Origin of the sequence: Streptomyces sp. NPDC021093 (assembly GCF_044333135.1) — a bacterium.
Classification (GTDB): Bacteria; Actinomycetota; Actinomycetes; order Streptomycetales; family Streptomycetaceae; genus Streptomyces.
On sequence record NZ_JBIRQJ010000001.1, the window covers coordinates 798,307 to 817,662 of the forward strand.

A 19,356-nucleotide genomic window follows, 5' to 3' on the forward strand; every position below is an offset into this window, starting at 1 on the left:
CCGAGTCGGTGGCGACACGGAGGTGCCGCGGACATCCGGAGCGTTTGTTCACCTTGGTGTTGGAGATGCTCGGTGCCATGTCCCAAGCGATCTTGTCTGCCGAACGGGTCCAGCTGGTCCCGCTGTCCGACAAGGGACGCTTCGCCGGTTCCTGGATTCTGCGGCCGCCGGGACCTGGCGACCGGGAACTGGTGGAAGGGCAGCTGGGGTTCAAGGTTCACCGGCGCTGCTGGCGGCGGGGACTCGGCAGCGAGGGGTCTCGTGTGCTGCTCCGGCACGGGTTCGAGGACCTCGGGCTGACCGGCCTGCGCACAGCCGAGTACGCGATCGCCCAGGAGCACTGGCACGGGGCCCGGCGGATGTGATCGGCCCGCGGCGGCAGCAGACGGGCTCCCTGCGTTACGCGGCGGGCCGAGCGTGCTCCCCCAGATGTGCGGCTGCCGTGCGCCAGGCGGCCGTCACCGCTGCATGGGCCCGCTCCGTGTACGCCGCGCCGTGCCCGGTGAGCTGGAGCGGACTTCCCACGTGGACGTGAAGCCCGGGCCGGCGCAGCGGTGCGGTGAACAGGCCCGCAAGCTGTTTGGGCACGTTTCCGGAGCTGATCCTGCGGGCGCCCGCCTGCCCGACGGGCACCATCGGTGCCCCGGTCCGGTGGGCGAGCCGGGACAGGCCGCTGCGGAAGGTCCCGGGCGCCGCTTCCGCGGCGTCGTGGCGGCGGGGGAGACCGCCCTCGGCGTAGATCAGCACCGGGCGGCCCTGCCGGAGGGCGTCCGCGGCCTCGTCCAGGGCGTGGGCGGCACGCCGGTCCCTGCGGTGGACGGGGATGTGCCCGTCCCGGGCGAGCACGCGGCCGAGTACCGGGACGCGCCACAGCCCGGCTGCCGCCATGACGACCGGCCGGACCCCGAGACGGTGGAGCGCGGCGAGCACGACGAGGGGGTCGGCCAGGGACGTGTGATTGGCGACGACGATACTGCCGGGGGGAAGTTCGGGGCCGTCGGCGGTGACGGTGAGGTGCCCCACGGCGGGAGCCAGTGCGTCGGCGAGGCGGCTGAGCATGTTCGGTCTCCCTGGCTCGACAGTGTTGATCGTCATCGTCGGCCGTCGGCAACCGCCCTGGCGTGAGTAGGCGCACTCATCATCCCGCCGCCCCGTACCCAGATACGGACCGACCGCATCCATGCCCAAGCCGTACGCCGACACCTCGGCCTGTCCCGGACAGCGAGCGGACGACCTGATGGGCGCCGTTCGGGCTGTCCGGGGCTGTCCGGGACAGCGCAAGCGCCTCGTGAACGCACTTGGGCAGGCCAAAGATGTGTCACGTCAAAGTCGGTTCGAGGGCTCTCCAGAACAGCCCTCCTCTGCACGGAGGTTTGAAATCGTGTCTCTACGAAACCGTGTCCTGCTGGGCGTGACCACAGCTGCGGCGTTCGGCGGAGTACTCGTCGCCACCCCCATGGCAACCGCCGCAGTGGCGATGCCGGCTCCTGGAGCGGTCATGACTGCGGAGCAGGAAGCCGCCCTTGCCTGCACCAAGGGCGGCTACGGAAAGGCCGAGGGCTGGGCCCGATGCAGCGGAAAGACGTTCAAGGTCAGGGTCTGGTGCACATGGGCCGGCGGCGGTGAAAGCACCCAGTACCGCAAGAACTACAACTGGGCCACCTGCAACCGGGGTTCGGTCAGCGGCGGCTCGTCCGCGATCGAGGTCATCTACCGGTAGCCCTTCACCGGACGCGCGCCCCGGCCCCTTCCTCGGGTCCGGGGCGCTGCGGCGTGGCCCGGCTGCGGGCGCACCGCCGCCGCAGGTACGACGGCGCCAGGCAGTGCCCCGCGCGGCGGACCCCGACGTCAGGACGCTGGCGGCCACCGCATCCGTGCACAGTTCCCTCGGTACGAGCCCGAATCCAGTCCCTCTCAGAAGCGTTCGACCTCTTTGCCGTCCGGGACCTTGTAGCAGCCGGACACCAGATCCAGGCTCAGCATCGGCGCATCGCCCTTCGCCATGTTGGTGACGTCGATGCTGACCTTCTTCTTGTCATTGTCGGCGATCAGGTTCATGTTTTTGTTCTTGCTGGTATCCGGTCCATAACTCTTGATCTCCCAGCCGTGCTTGGGAAGTTCACTCTTGAGTCGCTCCATCGCTTTGTCGAGGTCGCTCACCGAGGCAGCCTTGAAGGACCATGGATGGAAGATGCGGAAGTACGTCTTTGTGTCCTTGCCCGAGCAGTCCATCACTCCCGGTTGGCTGTCTGACGCCTTTCCCTTCATGCCCAGCAGATCGTAGATACCGCTGGAGACCTTTTCCATCGCGTCGGCGGCGTCTGACGAGGTGCTCGTGCCTGCGAACGGGATTTCATCGCTCTTGTCTTCAGTCATGCCACATCCTGTCAGGACAGTAAGTACAAGGGGTACGGCGAGCACAGAGGCACGCATTCTGGTCGTCACTTCTGAGCTCTCCTACTTCGCACGCCTGACTTCTTCACTTGCCAATGGGTTGGGCGGCGGCTCCAATTTCACGTCCTCGTCCCTGCCCACCACCACTAGGGCCTGATTCTTCAGACTTCTCGACCCCTCGTCCCAGTAACCGCTGTGGCCTTCGGTGTCCGTGGTCATCTGGTTGGCACCGAATTGCTCATCGCTGGGAATTCTGAAGTTGAGGCCGCCCCCGCCGTGTCCATAGCGGCCGAGATCCGGGACCACGTCCCCTTCGGCTTCCTGGTTCCACACATGTCCCTTGGGGACGTCCATCTCGTCGGCGCCCGCCACCTTGACGCCGGGGCTTCCCGCGAAGACGACGTCATCCGTGTTGAGGGTTCCTGTCTGGGCCGCCGCGCCGACCAGGGTCGTCCCGTACGAATGGGCGATCACTGTGCGGTGCGGTGCCTCGTCGCCGGTGTGCGACGTTTCCAGGCCGTCCAAGAACTGGTTGAACGCCGGTGCGCCGTCGTACGCGTAGTGCTCGAACGGGGCGTCCTTGACGACGTCGTCAGGTGCGTCGTACCCGATCCAGGTGATGCTGGAGACGGACTTGCCCCCGGCGTTGGCGTCGGCCTCTCTCCACACGTTGACCGAGCGGTTGAGGTCGCCCGAGGCATTTCCGAGCTCCGCTCCCGTACCCGGGACGTAGACCGACTGGTGATCCGCGGTGTCCGGGTTTCCGGTGGCGACGATCGCGCGGCCGTCGTCCTTGGTGCTGAAGCCCAGCAGGTACGCCTCGGGAAGCCCCCTCTCGCCGGTCTGGTCGAAGCGCTTCTGGATCGCGTCCATGCCGTCGATGGATTTGTGGGCGTTCTTGCGTTCCTCTTCCCACTTCTTCCACGCGACGCTGTCGACCTTGACGTTCTTCATGATGGTGCCGGTCATGGGGTTGATGTAATCCGTCTGCCGCGTGGGCTCCGGATTCTTCTTGAGCCATGCGTCGTACTCGACCTGCGCGGTGCCCCGGGCCTCGGCGAGCACCATCCGGTTCGCCTCGTCCCTGACCGTGGACGGCACCCCGTCGAGGTTGCCCACGGAGTCCGGCCGCATGGAGATCCACGCCGCCTTCTCGTCGGCGTCAAGGCCCTTCCACCACTCCGCGTTGGCCTTCGGGTCACCCTTCGCGGGCGGCTGCGGCAGCGAGTCGAGGTACTCCTTGCCGGCCGCCTCCACACCTTTGCTGTCCGACGAGACGTCGGCCCAGTCCCGGTCGCTGACGGTCAGATCGTCGTCCGCCTTCAGCGCCCGCAGCTTCGGGGCCCACTTCGTGTCGACCTCGGTCGCTTCCTTGAGGGCCGCCGCGATCCTGTCCGCGCAGTCCTGGGCGAGGCGGGCCTTGGGGTTGGGGTCGAGGTTGGCCGCCTGGCGGCGGACGGCGGATGCGGTGTCGTCCGCCAGGCTGACGGACTTGCCGCCCTCCGGGGTCTTGCCGTCCTTGCCCTGTTCCCCGCCCGGCGGGTAGCTGACCGAGCCGTCGGCGTTCACGGTGAGGCCCCCGGCCTGCGCGTCCGCCAGCGCCCCGTCGAGCTTCTTCTTGGCCGCTTCCATCTCGTACGAGAACGCGGTCAGGGCCGAGCTGATGAGACCGCACTCGGTCTGGACGTAGTGGAAGTTCTTCCCGAGCTCCGTGAGCTGGCCGATCGCCGCCGTCGCGGCCTCGCCCTTCAACGCCTTCCGCATGGCCGCGGCGATCTCATTCGTGACGCGGTCATGGGCCGCGTTCGCCATGTCCGAGACGCTGCGGTGGCCCTTGGCCGCCTCCGCGTACTCCGTCGGCTTGAGGGCCTTGAGTGTTGCAAGATCCATGACGTCCTACCGTCCCTTGCCGTCTCCGCCGACTGCGGGTGTGTCGCCGTACTCCACCTTCAGACCGCCGATCTCGGCCAGGACCGCCTGGTCGGTCTTCACCTGGTCGTTGCCGATCTTCTCCAGCAGACCCGCGAGCTTTCCGCACCGTCCGCTCACGCTCTTGACGTAGGCCTCCCAGGAATCGTGAACCTCCTTCTGGGCGCCCGCAGTCTCGCAACCTGCGTCAGCCACCAGGCCCTTCTGGCCCTCGGAGAGCTTCCCGAGGGCCGTGCTTATGCCCTCTTGGAACGAGCCGATGTCCTGGCCCGCTTTGGCCCAGGCCGCCTTGTTCGACACCAGAGTTCCGGTGTCGCCCGCAACGCCGGGATCCACCTGGTTCAGTTGCATTCGTGTGGTGTGCTGCTCGGCTGTCGTGGCCTTGAGCTGCTCCCACTCCTCCCATGCCATGCAATGCCTCCCCGTTCTCGGTGCTGCGCCACCAGACCATATGCGTGTGCTAACGCAACGTTGCGATAATCGACACGTACGATACGGCGTCTTCGGGCGTGCCCACCGCGTTGGTTCTGGTGGGTGGGCGGGGCTCCGCTCGCGCTCGGTGAGGGATGGTGCGGGATGTCGGCTATGTTCGCCGTCACGTCGTTCGCGGGCGGCTTCGGCGCCGCGTCCGGCGCTTGGCGTCAGTTGAAGATGTCCAGGAGGTCCAGCCAGGAGCCGTCGTCGGCGGCGGAAGTACGGGGCCGTATCGGGAGCGGATCCGGGTAGGTCTCCGCTGCGGCCCTCGCGCGGACGATGTCAGGACCGCCGCACGCCGCGACCGCGAAGGCGCCGAAGGCCTGGGCGAACGCGGCCGGATCGCGGAACTCCACACCGAACGCCCGGCCGTCCCGCATCGGCACCCACACCACCCGGTCGAACCGTATCCACTCCAGCACCGGCTGGGCGTCCGCAGTCGACTGCCCCTCCAGCCACAGCCGCGCCACGTGCAGCAGGTTCACCTTCTCCATCGGCAGCCGCTTGCGCCGCACCCGTAGTTCATGCGCTGTCAGCACGACCTGCTGGTCCTTCTTCGGGTACCAGGCGACGCCGATCCCGAACGGCACCCACAGCAGGATCCCGATCAACGGCCAGACCAGAGCGTCGCCCCACGACCGGAGCAGCCCGCCGTCCAGCAGATACAGGGCCCCGAAGACCAGAACCCACTTCGCCGTCATCCGCCAGAACCCACTGCCCTGCCGGTACAGGACCCGCCGCTTCCCCGTCATCACCATGCCCGCACGCTATCCACCGCCCCGCAGCCCGCCGAAGGCACCCTTCTGGTCCTGCTCGGACTACGTGCGCCCGGAGGCGGATCGGCGGAATCCGACGGGCGCTGTTCCGTACTCCCGCTTGAACGCGTGGGCGAAGGCGAACTCCGAGGTGTAGCCCACCTTCCTGGCCACCGCGGCCAACGTCGCGTCGCCTTCGCGCAGCAGCCGGGTCGCGAGGGTCATCCGCCACCAGGTCAGGTACGCCTGTGGCGGCTGGCCGACCAGTGCGGCGAACCGTCGGGCGAAGGCCGCGCGGGACAGCCCGCCCCGGGCGGCCAGTTCCGCGACCGTCCACTGCCGGCCGGGGTCGCTGTGGATGGCGCGCAGCCCGGCGGCGACGGCGGGATCGCGCAGCGCCGCTGCCCAGCCGGTGGCGGCGTCGGCGGATTGTTCGTCGAACCAGGCGCGCAGGATGTGCAGCAGCAGCACGTCCAGCAGCGCGGGCAGCATGGCGTCGCTGCCTGACCGTGGCTGCTCCAGTTCACCGCCGAGCAGGTCGACGGCGGCGCGCAGTCCCGGGTGGCGTCCGACCCGGGCCGGAAGGTGGATGACCTCCGGTAGATCGTCGAGCAGCGGATGTGCCCGGGACCGGTCCAGGAGGTACGCGCCGCAGAGCATGACCGTCGTGGCGGCCGAACCGTCCGTCCGGCCGGTTGCTGGCCCGTTGTCGTCCTGGCCGGGTGGTGGGATCTCAGCCGGTGACGTGGCGACGGCGTCCACCAGCGGGGTCGACGGGCTGTCGGCGAGGCCGTGGGCGGCTCCGTGGGGCAGGAAGGCCACATCCCCCCACGCCGAGGACGATCGGTGCGCCGTCCGGTGGGAACAGCCAGCACGATCCCTGCAGGACGATGTGGAACCCGGCCCCCGCGACGGGCGGGTTCCGCATGCCGAACGGCGCCAGCCGACGTACCCGGCCGGAATGCGGTTGGCCGGTGCGCATGACGGTGACCGCGTCGGAGAGCACATCCACCCGGCCAGCGTATCGGCACGGTCCCAGCGAAGACGGTCGCGCATGTTCGGTGGACGCTCACGCATGGGGCGTCTCACTCGTACCGCCATACGGTGAATTCGTCGGCGAGCCGGTCAACTGCCCCGCACGACACACGACTTACGACACACGACATCACTCAGCATCACTTGTCGCTCGAACCAGGAGATTCACGTGAAGATCGCCGTCTACGGCGCAAGCGGCTACCAGGGAAAGCTCGTCCTTGCGGAACTGGCCCGCCGCGACATCGACATGCGGCTCGTCGGCCGCAACGCCACCCGCCTGCGCGAGGCCGCGACGACCGTGGGAACGGCCGGGGGAGGGGCTGCGGAAACGGCTGGGGGAGGAGCTGCGGGAACAGGCGACGCCGAGCAGCTGGTGGCCGACACCGACGACCACGACGCCCTCGTCACGGCCTTCCGCGGCTGCGACGCGGTCATCAACTGCGCCGGACCGTTCACCGGTTCCGGCCCCGCCGTGGTCCGAGCGGCCATCGCCGCCGGCTGCCACTACGTCGACACCGCCGGCGAGCAGCTCTACACCAAAGCGGTCTTCGACACCTTCGCCGAAGACGCGGAACGCGCCGGGGTCACCGTCGTCCCCGCCACCAACGACGGCTGCCTCCCCGGGGACCTGATCGCCCACCTGCTCGCCGAACGCGCCCAGCCGATGGAGGAGATCGAGGAGATCACCGTCAGCCACTTCATCACCGGCGGGGGCGGGTTCTCTCGCGGCTCGCTGCGTTCGGCCGTCGATACGATCGACGAGATCAAGGCGGGCGGCCTCAGCTACGACGACGGGGGCTGGCGTACCGGGACCCCCGCCCGGCACACCGCGGTGACCCTTCCCGACGCCCTGCAACCGACAGGAGTGGCGAAATACCCCTTGTCAGAGGTGGTCACCATCCCACGCCACATACCGGTCCGGCACGTCGAGAGCCACGTCGACGCCGCGGTCGCCGCCCAGTTGGACACCCCGCTCACTCCGGGGATCATCGACAGCCTGCCCGAAGGGCCCACCGAGGAGGACCGTCGCACCCAGCGGTTCACGTACCTCATCGACGCTGTCCGCCGCGACGGCCTCTCAGTCCGCGGGGTGGTGCGGGGCCACGACACCTACGGCAGCGCAGCCGTGATCGCCGTCGAAGCCGCCCGCCGCCTGGCCGAGGACGGCGCCGAACCAGGCGTGCTTGCCCCGGCGCAGGCGTACGACCCGACCAGCTTCCTCGGCTCCCTCGCCCCGCACGGCATCAGCTGGACCATCACCGTGGGGTGCGGCTCTCTTGAAGTGAAGAGTTGAGCCGGGGGAAACGCCGTTGGGCGCGGATCCTTTGCAGGGAAGCTCCCGGGCAGGTGGGCTTCCGGCTTCCCGGGCAGATGGGCTTCCGGCTTCCCGGACAGGTTCGTCCGAGCCCTGGCTACCTGATTCCGACGTAGATACGGGACAGACCGTCCTGGAGGTCGGGGTCGTGGTGCTCATGGACCTCGAAGTCCGCGACGTAGGTGCGTTCTCCGGGAAGCCGACCGCTGTCCTCCAGTTCCCAGATGCGTCGCCATGCCGCGAGGCCGGTCTTCAGCAGAGGGCCTCGGCCGGACGTGAATACCGCGTACTTGGATGCGGGGATTCTCCGTATCTGCATGCCGTCGGGGAGAGCGGCGGGGTCGTCGACTGCGTAGCCGAGCAGGTAGGTGAAGTCGCCGTTGTGATCCGATTCGTAGTCGGTGTAGACCGCGTGGAGAGCGCTGTTGCCCGCCGCGCCGGTCAGCCGGTCGGCGAGGCCGTCGGCGATGAACCGCTCCCATACGTGGGTGACCGCCACGAGGCCGTCCTGATCGTCGGCGTTGTTGGTCGGGGTCGTCAGGCCGGCCACGACGAGGGCACCACGGTGTTCGATGCCCTGGTACTGCAGGGACAGGTCGCTTCCGGGCACCTCGGTGGCGGGTGCGGGCCGAGGATCGTGCAGCCAGTAGCGCCGGCGCTGGAAGGCGTAGGTGGGCAGTTCGACCGGCCGCGTGTCCGCTTCGACCGGCCGCGTGTCCGCTTCGACCGGCCGCGTGCCCGCTTCGAGCGGTGGCGTCTGCGCGAGGACGGTCTTCCAGCCGACGGTCTCGCCGTTCAGGTAGGCCTCGACCGCGTCGGCTGTGACTCGGGGAAGCCCGGCGGCGCGGCCGCGGCCGCCTGGATTCCGTATGAGCCCGGGCTCCGTCGTTCCCTCGGCCAGGGCGCCCAGGGCGCGCAAGGCCTGGTCGCGGTCCTCGGCCGGTACGGCCGCGCGGTGTGCGAACGAGGTGCGGGTGGTCGCCAGGGAGTGGGCGACGTCCGCGGTGTCGAGTTCGGGGCGGTCCTGAAGAAATGCCCGCAGGCGCGCCGCTTGGGCCCGCAGAGCCGCGGGGGTCCTGGCGGAGATCACCAGGGGCACCGCGGGTGCCCGCGGATCCTGTGACGGCGGTCGGCGCGGCACGTCCTGGTCGGCGGCCTGTTCGAGAATGACGTGGGCGTTGACTCCGCTGACCCCGGTCCCCGACACGGCGGCCATCCGAGGACGGCCGGTGGAGGGCCAGGAGACGGTCTCCTTCAGCAGCCGGACCCCGGCTCGGTCCCAGTCGATATCCGGCACGGGCAGGTCGGAGTACAGGCTTCTGGGCAGGACTCCGTGCCCGAGGGCCATGGACATCTTGATGATCCCGATCGCGCCCGCGGCGGCTTGGCTGTGCGCGATGTTCGACTTGACCGAGCCGAGCCACAGCGGCCGTTCCGGGTGGCGGTCGCGGCCGTACACCTGCTGCAGGGCCCTGGCTTCGAGTGTGTCTCCCAGTACGGTGCCGGTGCCGTGGCCCTCCACGGCGTCGACGTGGTGGGGCGGTATTCCGGCGTCGCGCAGGGCGCGGCGCATCGCCTGCTGTTGGGACAGGCCGTTGGGGGCGAGAAGCCCGTTGCCGCGGCCGTCACTGGTCAGCGCGGTGCCTCGGATCTGGGCGAACACGCGGTGGCGGTGGCGGCGGGCGTGCGAGAGGCGTTCGAGGAGGAGCATTCCGGCGCCCTCGCCCCAGCCCATGCCGTCGGCGGCGGCCGAATAGGACCGGCACCGGCCGCGCCGGGACAGCATGCCGAGCCGGCTGTACTCGACGAAGTGCTCGGGAGTGGAATAGACCATGACGCCACCGGCCAGGGCCAGCGAACACTGGCCCGCGCGCAGGGCCTGGCAGGCCAGGTGCAGGGCGACCAGCGAGGAGGAGCATCCGGTGTCCACGGCCAGTGCCGGGCCCTGCAGGCCCAGCGCATGGGTGATGCGCCCGGCGAGCATGTTGCTGATGCGTCCGATCTGCAGCAGACCCTCCATGCCGGACGGAATCCGGGTGACGCCCTTGCCGTAGTCGGTGGCCAGTCCGCCGGCGAACACGCCGGTGTCGCTGCCCATCAAGGACGTCGGATCGATGCACGCGCGTTCGCAGGCCTCCCAGGCGCACTCCAGCAGGAGCCTCTGCTGAGGGTCCATGGCCAGGGCGTCGCGCGGCGAGATGCCGAAGAACTCCGGATCAAAACCCGCGACGTCGTCCAGGAACCCGCCGTCGACGGTGTAGGTCGTGCCCACGCCGCCCATGTCCGCGTCGTACACGCGCTCCAGGTCCCAGCCGCGGTCGGAGGGGACCTCACGGACCGCGTCGACCTCGCCGGACACGAGATCCCACAGTCCTTCCGGGCTGTCCACGCCTCCTGGCGCGCGGCAGGCCATGCCGACGACGGCGATCGGCTCCCGGGAAGCGTCTTCCAGATCGCGCAACTGCCGCTTGGCGTATTGGAGTTCGGCGGTGACCCGCTTGAGGTAGGCGAGCAGCTTGGCGTCGTCGGTCATGGGGACGCGCCTCCTTCCGGTGGCGGAACGTCGTCCGGCGTCGCGTCGTCGACGGGCGCGCCGACCTGGCTGTCGATCAGGTCGAACAGCTCCTCGGCGGTCGCGGTCTCGATCGCCGTGCCGCCGGGAAGCCGGGTGCTGTCCCAACGCGTCATCAGCGACCGGAGGCGGGCGAGTGCGACTTCGCGCTCGCCTTCGGCCGCCGCGGCGGAAAGTGCCTCCTCCAACTGGTCGATCTGCTCGGTGACCGAGCGCGGGGGCTCCTCGACGCCGTCCAGGAGCCACATGCGCAGGTGCCGGCCGAGGGCCGCCGGGCTGCCGTACTCGAACAGCACTGCCGCCGGCACCCTGATGCCCATGGCGGCGTTCAGCCGGTTGGCCAGTTCGATGGTGTTGAGCGAGCTGAAACCCAGCTCCTGGAACGCCGAACTCACCTCCACCCCCTCGGGATCCGGACGTCCCAGCACTGCGGCGGTGTGCGCCAGGACGAGTTCCAGAATCGCCTGCTCCTGTTCCTCCGCTCCCATCGCGGTGAGCCTGCGTCGCCACTCCGTCGCCCGGCCGCCGCCGTCGGACTCGTCGGCTGCCGAGGAGTGGCCGGGGATGCGGTCGAACAGGTGGCTGGAGCGCATCGAAGTGAGCCACTCGCCGAACCGTGGCCACCCCAGGTCCGCGATCAGCAGGTCGGCCTCGTCCCTGTCCAGGGCCCGGCCCATCGCCGTCAGCGCGAGCCTCGGGTCCATGGGCGTGACGCCATGTCGACGAAGCTGGTCGGTGTCGGTCCGGCTGCGCATGCCCTCGCGTACCGCCGGTTCGCCCTCGGGCGTTTCCGGGCCTCCCCACAGGCCCCATGCCAGGCCGGTGGCGGGCAACCGCAGATCCCTGCGGTGGCGGGCCAGCGCGTCCAGGAACGCGTTGGCCGCGCAGTAGGCGGCCTGACCGGGGCTCCCGAAGGACGCTGTGGCCGAGGAGAACAGTACGAAGCGGGACAGGTTCAGGCTCCTGGTCAGTTCATGCAGGTTGAGGGCGCCCACCAGTTTCGGCCGCAGTACGTGTGCCAGGCGGTGCGGTGACACCGACTCCAGCACTCCGTCGTCCAGTACGCCCGCGGCATGAACGACGGCGGTGAGCGGCTGCTCGGCAGGCACGTCGGCCAGCAGCGCGGCCAGGGCGGCGCGGTCCGCCACGTCGCACGCCACGATCCGGGCCTCGGCGCCGAGCGCGGCCAGCTCGGCACGCAGTTCACCGGCGCCGTGTGCTTTCGGCCCCCTGCGGCTGGCCAGGATCAGATGCCGCGCGCCACGGCCGGCCAGCCAGCGGGCGATCCGCGCACCCAGCTCTCCCGTACCGCCCGTGACCAGCACCGACCCGCTCGGCTGCCATTCGGTCGGCGTATCAGCGGGCTCGGGTGGGGGAGCCGGGACGATGCGACGGGCGAACAACCCCCCGGTGCGTACCGCCACTTCGTCCTCACCGTGGTGACCGGCCAGGACGGTGCCCAGCCGGGCCCCGCACCGGTCATCCATGCGTTCGGGGAGGTCGATGAGCCCACCCCAGTACGGGGGGTACTCCAGTGCCGCGACGCGACCCAGCCCCCATACGGTGGCCTGTACCGGGTGGACGAGGCTGTCGGAGGGCGCGGTGGAGACCGCCTGCCGGGTGGCGCACCACAGCGGTGCCTCCACCCCGGCCCGCGTCAGCCCGTGTATCAGTGCCAGCGTGCCGGCCAGTCCCACCGGCAGCGATCCGTGCTCGGGGTGCGGCTGTTCGGACAGCCCCAGCAGGGAGAGCACTCCGGCCGGTCGGCAGTCGCCGAGCCCGTCCCGCAGACGTTCGGCGAGCCGGTCACGCGTCAGGTCGGTCGTGTCCAGCAGCAGTTCCCGAACGGTCGCACCGCACCGCTCAAGCCCCTGCGCGCATCCGGTGATCACGTCCTGGGCGGCCGGGTCGGCCGGGGCCACGACCAGCCACACCCCTGACAGGGCGACCGTCTCGGGTCCGGCCACCGGAACCCACACCTCGTGGTACCGCCACCGGTCGACCGTGGTCCGGTCCGTGTGGTCCCGTCGCCAGCGGGCAAGGGCGGGCAGGGCCGAGGCCACGGTGGTGTCCGCGGCTATCTCCAGCAGTGACGCCACCGCGGTGATGTCACCGCGCTCCGTGGCCTGCCAGAACTCCGTCTCGGCTCCATCGGGGCGGTCCGCGACCGGCGGGGAGGAGACCGCGGGCCGCAGCCAGTGCGATCGGCGCTGGAACGGATAGGTGGGCAGGTCGACCCGGCGGGAGACGCGTCCGGCGTACAGCTGTGACCAGTCGGCTTCCGTCCCGCCGGTACAGAGGTGGGCGAGGGTGGTGAGGAGCCGGCGAACGTCGTCCTGTTCGCGGCACAGCGTGCCGGTGACGACGACGTCGTCAGCCCCGTTCGGGTCCCGGCCCGATCCGTCGGCCGGGCGCAGGCCCTCACAGGTCTGCTGGACGGCGGGCGTGAGGGCGGGGTGCGCGCCGATCTCGACGAAGGTGCGGTGCCGGTCCTCCCACAAGGTGCGGACGGCCTCGTGCAGCCGGACGGTGTGACGGGCCTGCCGGGCCCAGTAGTCGGGGGACCGGAGTTCTTCGAGGCCGACGGAGCGACCGGTGACGGTGGAGACGAGGGGGATCCGCGGAGTACGGAACGACAGACCGCCCGCGAGGCTGCGTATGTCCGCAAGGATCGGTTCCATCCGTGGCGAGTGGAAGGCATGGCTGACGGTCAACCGGCTCGCGCGGCGGCCGTTGGCCTGCCAGTGGCGGACGATCCCGTCGACCGCGTCCTGGTCGCCGGAGACGACGACGGCGCCCGGAGCGTTCACCGCCGCGATGCCCACCCTGTCCCGTACCCCGGCCAGCGATTCGGCGACGTCGTCCTCGTCGGCACCCACGGCGGCCATGGCACCGCCGGCCGGCAGCGACTCCATGAGCCGCCCGCGGGCGGCGGCCAGCGTGCAGGCGTCCTCCAGCGTCAGCGCTCCGGCGACGTGGACGGCGGCCACCTCGCCGATGGAGTGTCCGGCGACGGAGTCGCAGCGCACCCCGATCCCCTCCAACATCCGGAACAGGGCGACTTCCAGAGCGAACACGGCAGGCTGGGTGTAGCAGGTCCGGTCCAGCAGCTCCGCTTCCGGACTGCCGGGGGAAGCGAAGACGATCTCCCGCAAGGGCCGGTCCAGATGACCGTCCAGGACCGCACAGATCTCGTCGAACGCGTCGGCGAATGCCGGGGACGCCTCGTACAACCCCTTGCCCATACCGGGCCATTGGCCCCCCTGGCCGCTGAGGAGGAACGCGGTCCTGCCGCGTCGGCCGACGGAGGCCACGCCCGTGACGAGGTTGGGCAGGGGCCTCCCCTCGGCGAGTGCGTGCAGACCGTCCAGCAACTCCTGGCGGTCGGCGGCCACCAGGGCCGCCCGCTGGTCGAGCGGGGTTCGCCCGGTGGCCAGTGAGTATCCGACATCGGCCGCCTCCCACTCGGGTTGGGCGCCCAGGTGATGACGGATCCGCTGAGCCAACTGGCGCAGAGCGGTAGGGGACTTGGCCGACACCGGGACCAGCGCCGCCCGGGTCCGCAGCACGGCTCTTGGCCGGACGGTCGGCTCCCGCACGACGGGAGCCGCTTCCAGAACGGCGTGGGCATTGGTCCCGCCGATTCCGAACGAACTCACTCCGATACGCAGCGGCGAGCGGGCCAGCGGCTTCCAGTCGGACAGCCTGTCATTGATGTAGAAGGGGGAATCCTCAAGCTCCAGCTTTGGATTGGCGCGCTCGAAATGAGCGGTGGGGGCCAATTGCCCGTGCTGGAGCTGAAGCACGGCCTTGATCAGTCCGGCGATTCCTGCTGCGGTCTCCGCGTGGCCGATGTTCCCTTTCACCGAACTCAGTGCGCAGAATCCTGTTTTCGTTGTGTACGCGCGAAAGGCGCGAGTGAGTGCGGCGACTTCGATCGGGTCGCCGAGGTGGGTTCCGGTGCCGTGCCCCTCGATCGCCGTCACCGTTTCCGGATCGATACCCGCGAGTTCCAGCGCGGTGGCGATGACCTGGGTCTGGCCGAGAACGCTCGGCGCGGTGAACCCGATCTTGTCGGCCCCGTCGTTGTTGACGGCGGTCGCCTTGATGACCGCGCGTACGGTGTCACCGTCGCGCACGGCGTCGCTCGCGCGTTTGAGCACGACGACTCCGACGCCGTTGCCCGGCACGGTACCGGCCGCCGCCGCGTCGAAGGGGCGACACCTGCCGTCCGGGGAGAGGGCCAGCCCGTTCTCGTAGACGTAGCCGACGCGGTGCGGCACCCGGACGGTGGCCGCTCCGGCGAGTGCCACGTCGCACTCGTGCCCCAGCAGGGCCTGACAGGCCATGTGCACCGCGACGAGCGAGGAGGAGCACGCCGTCTGCACGTTCACCGCGGGTCCGGTCAGCCCCAGCCTGTGGGCGGTTCTGCTCGCCAGATAGTCCTTCTCGTTGTGGATCAGCAGTTGGAAGCTCTCGCTGCTCGAACTGATCTCAGGGGCTGCCGTCAAGTACGAGATCCAGTACGAGGGCAGGTTGCATCCGGCGTAGATCCCTGCGCAGTCCGCCGTCGAGATGCGGAGCCCGGCATGTTCGACGGCCTCCTGCGCACACTCCAGGAACAGTCTCTGCTGTGGGTCGAGGAGGGTCGCCTCCCGCCCGGTGAACCCGAAGGCACCGGCATCGAAGAGGTCGATTCCCTCCAGGGTCGGCGCCGCCCGTACATAGCCTTCGTTTTCGAGCGTCTTCCGGGAAACCCCTTCGGCGATCAGTTCCGCATCGGTGAGCCGGGTGATGGAATCCACGCCGCCGCGCAGGTTCTGCCAGTATTCCGTCAGGTTCGTCGCCCCGGGGAAACGGCCCGCCATTCCGATGACGGCGATCTCGGACGCCGTGTCCACGGTGCTCATCCCCGCTTCCTCCGGGCCCTCGCCGCAGCCCGTTGGTCCTGTTGGCGCCTGGCGCGCGCCCGCCCTTCCTCGGCCGCGTCGGCCTCCGGCTCGGCCCCGCCGGCGAGCCAGTCCGCGAGATCATGGGGGGTGGAGTGCTCGAAGAGCGACAGGAGCCTGAAGTCGTGCTGCGGGAGGCGGTCCCTCAACACGGTGAAGATCCGGGTCAGTTCCACCGAGTTCGCCCCGATCTGGAGGAAGTGGCCGTCGGGATCGACCTGCTCCAGGTCGAGGACCTGGCGGACGACTTCCAGGATCGTGCGCTCGATGTCGTTTCCGGGCTCCCGGTAGTTCCGCTCTGCCGCGGGGGCCGCGGCGCGCCGCAGCAGTGCGGTGCGGTCGACCTTGCCGCGGGCGGTCAGCGGCAGGGAATCGACCGCGACGAGGGAGGCCGGGATCATGTGCTGCGGCAGTTTCGCCGCCAGCATTCTCCGCAGTTCCGCGATCGTCTGCTGCGGGTCGGCCCGCTCCCGGTCCTCCTGTTCGGCCTCGGGCACGCCCCCGACCGCCGTGTGGAGGAGCTCGTGCCCGTCGTCCAGGGCGAAGGTCTCGCGCAGGGCCGGGTGGGCGGCGTCGGCGCCGACCTGGCACATGCCCAGGCCTGTCTGTGCCGCGGTCGTCTCCAGCAACTGGGTGATCAGCCCCGCCTCAAGGAGGCAGAAGTCGCGCGCGACGCGTCCGTAGAGCGGGTCGACGGCCCGCCGTTGCGCGACGAGGAACAGCGTGAACGCGGAGTGCGCCGCCAGCGCGCGGTTGCTCGCCGGGAACAGATCGTCGGGCAGCCCGTCGCGCTCTGCCGTCCGCACCAGTCGGTGGCCGCGCGGATCGTAGTAGTAGGCCCCGGCGTCCAGGCCTTGGATCCGGCCGGGCCGGGCATGGAGGTAGACCTGTACGGGGTACAGCGCACCGGCCGACGCGTAGCGGTAGCGGGGGAGCGCGCAGTCGGTGGCCTCGGTGGAACGCAGCGCGGACAGCAGGTGGGAGAGCGCGGACCTTGTCACGGGGGCGGAGCTGTAGCGACGGCAGCTTCGACGGCCGATCGGTTCGAGAGCGTCCAGGAGCGGGAACGCACGGCCGTCGACCTCGCGCAGCCCGTGGCGGCTCGCTTTGAAGCGCAGGCGCTCCAGGGGGTCGAGCTCGACCTCGCCGAGGTCGTAGGCGTCGGGGCCCTGACCGGGGGCGGGGTCGCGCAGCTGCACGAAACCGCGGAGAGAACGCTGCTTTCCGATCGCGGGTGCGACCACCACCGCCTTGTGGACCGCCGGGTGCTCGGTCAGGACGTGCTCGATCTCGCCGGGTTCGACACGGAACCCGCCGATCTCGACCTGATGGTCGAGGCGGCCGAGGAACTCCAGGATGCCGCCCGGGCGGTAGCGGACGAGATCCCCTGTCCGGTACCACCGTTCACCGGAGCGTTCGACGAACCGGGACGCCGTCAGTGCCGGGTCGCCGCGGTAGCCGTCGGCCAGGCACAGCCCGCCGACCCAGAGTTCTCCGGGCACCCAGTCGGGCCGGTCGCGTTCGAGCCGGTCGACCACGCGGTGGCGCTGGTTGGGCAGGGGAAAGCCGTAGGGGATCGACGGCCAGTCGTCCGGCTGGTCGACGACTTCGAAGACGTTCGACCACACGGCTGTCTCGGTCGGTCCGCCGAGAGCGATGAACCGACAGCGGTTCTCGGTCGCGGCGGCGAGCCTGCCGGGCAACTCCGGATCGATCCAGTCGCCGGACGCCAGCGCGAGCCGGAGGTCGGGCAGGGACCGGTCGGGGCCGACGGTGGTCAGCAGCATGTCGAGAATCGCGGGTACGGAGTTCCAGAGGGTCACGCGGTGCGAGGACGCGAGTGCCACCCATGCCTCGGGGTCCAGGCGTTGGCCTTCGTCGAGCAGCACCAGGGAGCCACCGACCGAGAGCAGCCCGAAGACGTCGTAGACGGACAGGTCGAAGTCGAGGGACGACACGGCCAGGGCGCGGTCGTCCCGGCAGACGTCGAAGCGGCGGTTGACGCTGTCGATGGTGTTGACCGCCGCGGCATGCGGCAGCTCGACGCCCTTGGGTTCGCCCGTGGAACCCGAGGTGAAGATGGTGTAGGCGAGGTCCCGCGGCGTCCCCGGAACCGGTCGCGCCAGCGGGGGAGTCGACAGGAGGTCGGCGTAGACGAGCGGCTCCGCGTCGATCCCTTCGGCGTCGCGGGAGTCGGTGATGAGGCAGCGGACGCCCGCGCTGCGGGCCATGAGCCTCAGGCGGGCCACCGGCTGGGCCGTCAGGGGTACGTAGCAGGCTCCCGCCGCCAGGATGCCGAGCACGGTGGCGATCTGCTCCGGGCCCCTCGGCAGGGAGAGGGCGACCGGCTCCTGCCGTCGCACGCCGTGCCGCAGCAGAGCCGCGGCGACCCGCAGCGCGGTGTCCGCGAGCTGTCCGTAGGTCAGGTGGCCGTCCTCGCCCCACACCAGTGCGACACGGCCGGGATGCTGCCGTGCGTGGTCGAAGAACCCGCTGTGCAGCAAGGAGTTCGAAGCCGGGGCCGTGGTGGCGTTGACCGCTGCCCGCGCCGGCAGTTGGTCGCGCGGCACGTTGAGGTGGGCGGGCTGCGACCACGCCTCGGCCGTGGCCAGCCGACGGACCAGTTGGCTCTGGGCGTGGGCCATGTCCTCGATCACGCCCGGCGGGAACAGCTCGTCGATCGCCTCCCAGGACAGCGTGAGCTCACCTTCCAGAAGGACGGCCTGGCAGTCGATCCAGAGCTGAGGGGTCCGCCCCGTCGTGTAGACCATCTTGCCGAGGCGCTGTCGACCCTCGGGGTCGGTGGTCCTGCCGTCGCCCATCAAGTAGGTGAACACCGCCGGGGCGTGGTTCGCCGTATCGGCGCGGGCCGCAATCAGCTCCCGCAGTACCTCGACGCCGTAGAAGTCGCAGTGCTCCAGGTTGTCCAGGAAACTGTCGTGCACGACGCGGGCCCTGTCCGCGAACGGCATCGGCGTGGAGACGTCGACCGGCACCAGGACCAGGTTGGTGAAGTCCCCGATCAGCTGCGGCACCGCCGGGTTGATCATCTTCCGGTTGAACACGGGGAAGTTGACCAGGAACCTCGGCTCGGCGCTCCAGAACCCCAGCGTCTCCGCATAGGCGGTCGCGAGCGCCGTCGCCGGTGTGACGCCGTGGGCGCGGGCGTTGTCGCACAACCGGCTCCACTCGTCGGGCGAGATCGTGTTCTCGATGTGGCGGATCGTCGGGGTGGTCACGGTCTCCGGCTGCCGGGCGAGCGGGAGCGCGGGGCGGCCGGGCAGATCGGGCAGTACGCGCCGCCAGTAGCGGATGGCATCCGCACGGTCCTGTGCGAATTCGGCCGACGCGTCGGCGAGGTACTGCGGGAACCCGTAGTCCAGTGGGGGCAGCGGACGGGACGGATCGGCGTAGTTGCGGCCGAGGTCGGCCAGCAGGATCAGGATGCTGTGCCCGTCGACGGCCACCAGGTCCGTCAGGAAGTGGATGCGGCTGAAGTCCGCGCCGACCAGGGACAGTTGGATGTCGAAGACGAGGCCGGCGTCAGGGTCGAGCCGATGGTCAGCCAGCCTCTCCCGGAGCCTCAGCAGCTCCTCCTCGGCTTCTTCCCGGGGCCTCGCCCGCAGATCGTGGACGGTCAGGCCGGGCCAGGGCGACGTCTCCAGGATCTGCTGGCGTCCGTCGTCGAGTACCCGCATCCGTAACATGCCCTGACGTGCGATCAGTCCCCGGATCGCGATCCGCAGGCGCTCCGGGTCGATGTCGGCGCAGTCGACCTCGAAGTAGTCGTGGCATCCCGCACCGCCGAGCACCTGGCCCTGATGCCTGCCCATCCAGTAGGCCTGCTGCATCGGGGTGAGCGGGAACGGCTCGCCCGGATCCGTGCCCTTCCCCGTCCGGCCGGCGATGTCGTCATGGAGCATGGGGTTTCCT

The 19,356-nt window shown here is 70.0% G+C and carries 13 protein-coding genes; 3 read left to right on the forward strand and 10 right to left on the reverse strand.

The genetic code is table 11. The annotated features are described in order from the left end of the window. The first annotated feature begins 77 nt into the window (after positions 1-77). Positions 78-365 (forward strand): GNAT family N-acetyltransferase, encoded by a 288-nt coding sequence (locus tag ACH4SP_RS03715; protein ID WP_398408816.1) that lies wholly within the window; start codon positions 78-80, stop codon positions 363-365. Positions 366-399: 34 nt separating this feature from the next. On the opposite strand, the gene ACH4SP_RS03720 is transcribed toward ACH4SP_RS03715, so the two are convergent. After that, positions 400-1,059: a lysophospholipid acyltransferase family protein gene (locus ACH4SP_RS03720; protein ID WP_398408818.1), complete on the reverse strand. Its 660-nt coding sequence runs from the start codon at positions 1,057-1,059 to the stop codon at positions 400-402. A gap of 352 nt (positions 1,060-1,411) precedes the next feature. On the opposite strand from ACH4SP_RS03720, the gene ACH4SP_RS03725 reads away from it, so the two are divergent. Further along, positions 1,412-1,720 carry a hypothetical protein gene (locus ACH4SP_RS03725; protein ID WP_398408820.1) on the forward strand — a complete coding sequence of 103 codons (309 nt, stop codon included), beginning with the start codon at positions 1,412-1,414 and terminating at the stop codon, positions 1,718-1,720. Positions 1,721-1,914: 194 nt separating this feature from the next. Here the strand turns inward: ACH4SP_RS03725 and ACH4SP_RS03730 are convergent, their stop codons facing one another. The 6 genes from ACH4SP_RS03730 to ACH4SP_RS03755 all read right to left on the reverse strand — a co-directional run bounded on the left by ACH4SP_RS03730 (position 1,915) and on the right by ACH4SP_RS03755 (position 6,534). Beyond that, a complete protein-coding gene (locus ACH4SP_RS03730) occupies positions 1,915-2,376 on the reverse strand; it encodes a hypothetical protein (protein ID WP_398408822.1) in 462 nt (153 codons plus the stop codon). An 81-nt stretch (positions 2,377-2,457) separates the two neighbouring features. Further along, entirely contained in the window at positions 2,458-4,284 is a 1,827-nt protein-coding gene (locus ACH4SP_RS03735) for an alpha/beta hydrolase (RefSeq protein WP_398408824.1), read from the reverse strand. Between the two features lie 6 nt (positions 4,285-4,290). After that, positions 4,291-4,734 (reverse strand): hypothetical protein, encoded by a 444-nt coding sequence (locus ACH4SP_RS03740; protein ID WP_398408826.1) that lies wholly within the window; start codon positions 4,732-4,734, stop codon positions 4,291-4,293. A 230-nt stretch (positions 4,735-4,964) separates the two neighbouring features. Continuing rightward, positions 4,965-5,555, reverse strand: coding sequence for a hypothetical protein (locus ACH4SP_RS03745; protein ID WP_398408828.1), 591 nt, complete (start codon positions 5,553-5,555; stop codon positions 4,965-4,967). A 60-nt stretch (positions 5,556-5,615) separates the two neighbouring features. After that, positions 5,616-6,374 carry an AraC family transcriptional regulator gene (locus ACH4SP_RS03750; protein WP_398408830.1) on the reverse strand — a complete coding sequence of 253 codons (759 nt, stop codon included), beginning with the start codon at positions 6,372-6,374 and terminating at the stop codon, positions 5,616-5,618. Next, on the reverse strand, positions 6,286-6,534 hold the full coding sequence (locus ACH4SP_RS03755) for a cupin domain-containing protein (protein WP_398409528.1): 249 nt from the start codon (positions 6,532-6,534) through the stop codon (positions 6,286-6,288). Before ACH4SP_RS03755 ends, ACH4SP_RS03750 begins: the two co-directional genes overlap by 89 nt. Before the next feature lie 222 nt (positions 6,535-6,756). Between ACH4SP_RS03755 and ACH4SP_RS03760 the strand changes: the two genes are divergently transcribed. Next, positions 6,757-7,881, forward strand: coding sequence for a saccharopine dehydrogenase family protein (locus tag ACH4SP_RS03760; protein WP_398408832.1), 1,125 nt, complete (start codon positions 6,757-6,759; stop codon positions 7,879-7,881). A 118-nt stretch (positions 7,882-7,999) separates the two neighbouring features. On the opposite strand, the gene ACH4SP_RS03765 is transcribed toward ACH4SP_RS03760, so the two are convergent. The 3 genes from ACH4SP_RS03765 to ACH4SP_RS03775 are packed head-to-tail and all read right to left on the reverse strand — an operon-like array spanning position 8,000 to position 19,346. Further along, positions 8,000-10,435: a beta-ketoacyl synthase N-terminal-like domain-containing protein gene (locus ACH4SP_RS03765; RefSeq protein ID WP_398408834.1), complete on the reverse strand. Its 2,436-nt coding sequence runs from the start codon at positions 10,433-10,435 to the stop codon at positions 8,000-8,002. Then, positions 10,432-15,384 carry an SDR family NAD(P)-dependent oxidoreductase gene (locus ACH4SP_RS03770; RefSeq protein ID WP_398408836.1) on the reverse strand — a complete coding sequence of 1,651 codons (4,953 nt, stop codon included), beginning with the start codon at positions 15,382-15,384 and terminating at the stop codon, positions 10,432-10,434. Before ACH4SP_RS03770 ends, ACH4SP_RS03765 begins: the two co-directional genes overlap by 4 nt. Continuing rightward, on the reverse strand, positions 15,381-19,346 hold the full coding sequence (locus ACH4SP_RS03775; protein WP_398408838.1) for an amino acid adenylation domain-containing protein: 3,966 nt from the start codon (positions 19,344-19,346) through the stop codon (positions 15,381-15,383). The genes ACH4SP_RS03770 and ACH4SP_RS03775 overlap by 4 nt, the downstream gene beginning before the upstream one ends. Between the last annotated feature and the right edge of the window lie 10 nt (positions 19,347-19,356).

What these genes read in the sequence shown, in the direction of transcription:
- ACH4SP_RS03715 (WP_398408816.1), top strand. Translation starts at nt 78, where the DNA reads ATGTCCCAAGCGATCTTGTCTGCCGAACGGGTCCAGCTGGTCCCGCTG.
- ACH4SP_RS03720 (WP_398408818.1), bottom strand. Translation starts at nt 1,059, where the DNA reads ATGCTCAGCCGCCTCGCCGACGCACTGGCTCCCGCCGTGGGGCACCTC.
- ACH4SP_RS03730 (WP_398408822.1), bottom strand. Translation starts at nt 2,376, where the DNA reads ATGACTGAAGACAAGAGCGATGAAATCCCGTTCGCAGGCACGAGCACC.
- ACH4SP_RS03735 (WP_398408824.1), bottom strand. Translation starts at nt 4,284, where the DNA reads ATGGATCTTGCAACACTCAAGGCCCTCAAGCCGACGGAGTACGCGGAG.
- ACH4SP_RS03740 (WP_398408826.1), bottom strand. Translation starts at nt 4,734, where the DNA reads ATGGCATGGGAGGAGTGGGAGCAGCTCAAGGCCACGACAGCCGAGCAG.
- ACH4SP_RS03745 (WP_398408828.1), bottom strand. Translation starts at nt 5,555, where the DNA reads ATGGTGATGACGGGGAAGCGGCGGGTCCTGTACCGGCAGGGCAGTGGG.
- ACH4SP_RS03755 (WP_398409528.1), bottom strand. Translation starts at nt 6,534, where the DNA reads ATGCGCACCGGCCAACCGCATTCCGGCCGGGTACGTCGGCTGGCGCCG.
- ACH4SP_RS03765 (WP_398408834.1), bottom strand. Translation starts at nt 10,435, where the DNA reads ATGACCGACGACGCCAAGCTGCTCGCCTACCTCAAGCGGGTCACCGCC.
- ACH4SP_RS03770 (WP_398408836.1), bottom strand. Translation starts at nt 15,384, where the DNA reads ATGAGCACCGTGGACACGGCGTCCGAGATCGCCGTCATCGGAATGGCG.
- ACH4SP_RS03775 (WP_398408838.1), bottom strand. Translation starts at nt 19,346, where the DNA reads ATGCTCCATGACGACATCGCCGGCCGGACGGGGAAGGGCACGGATCCG.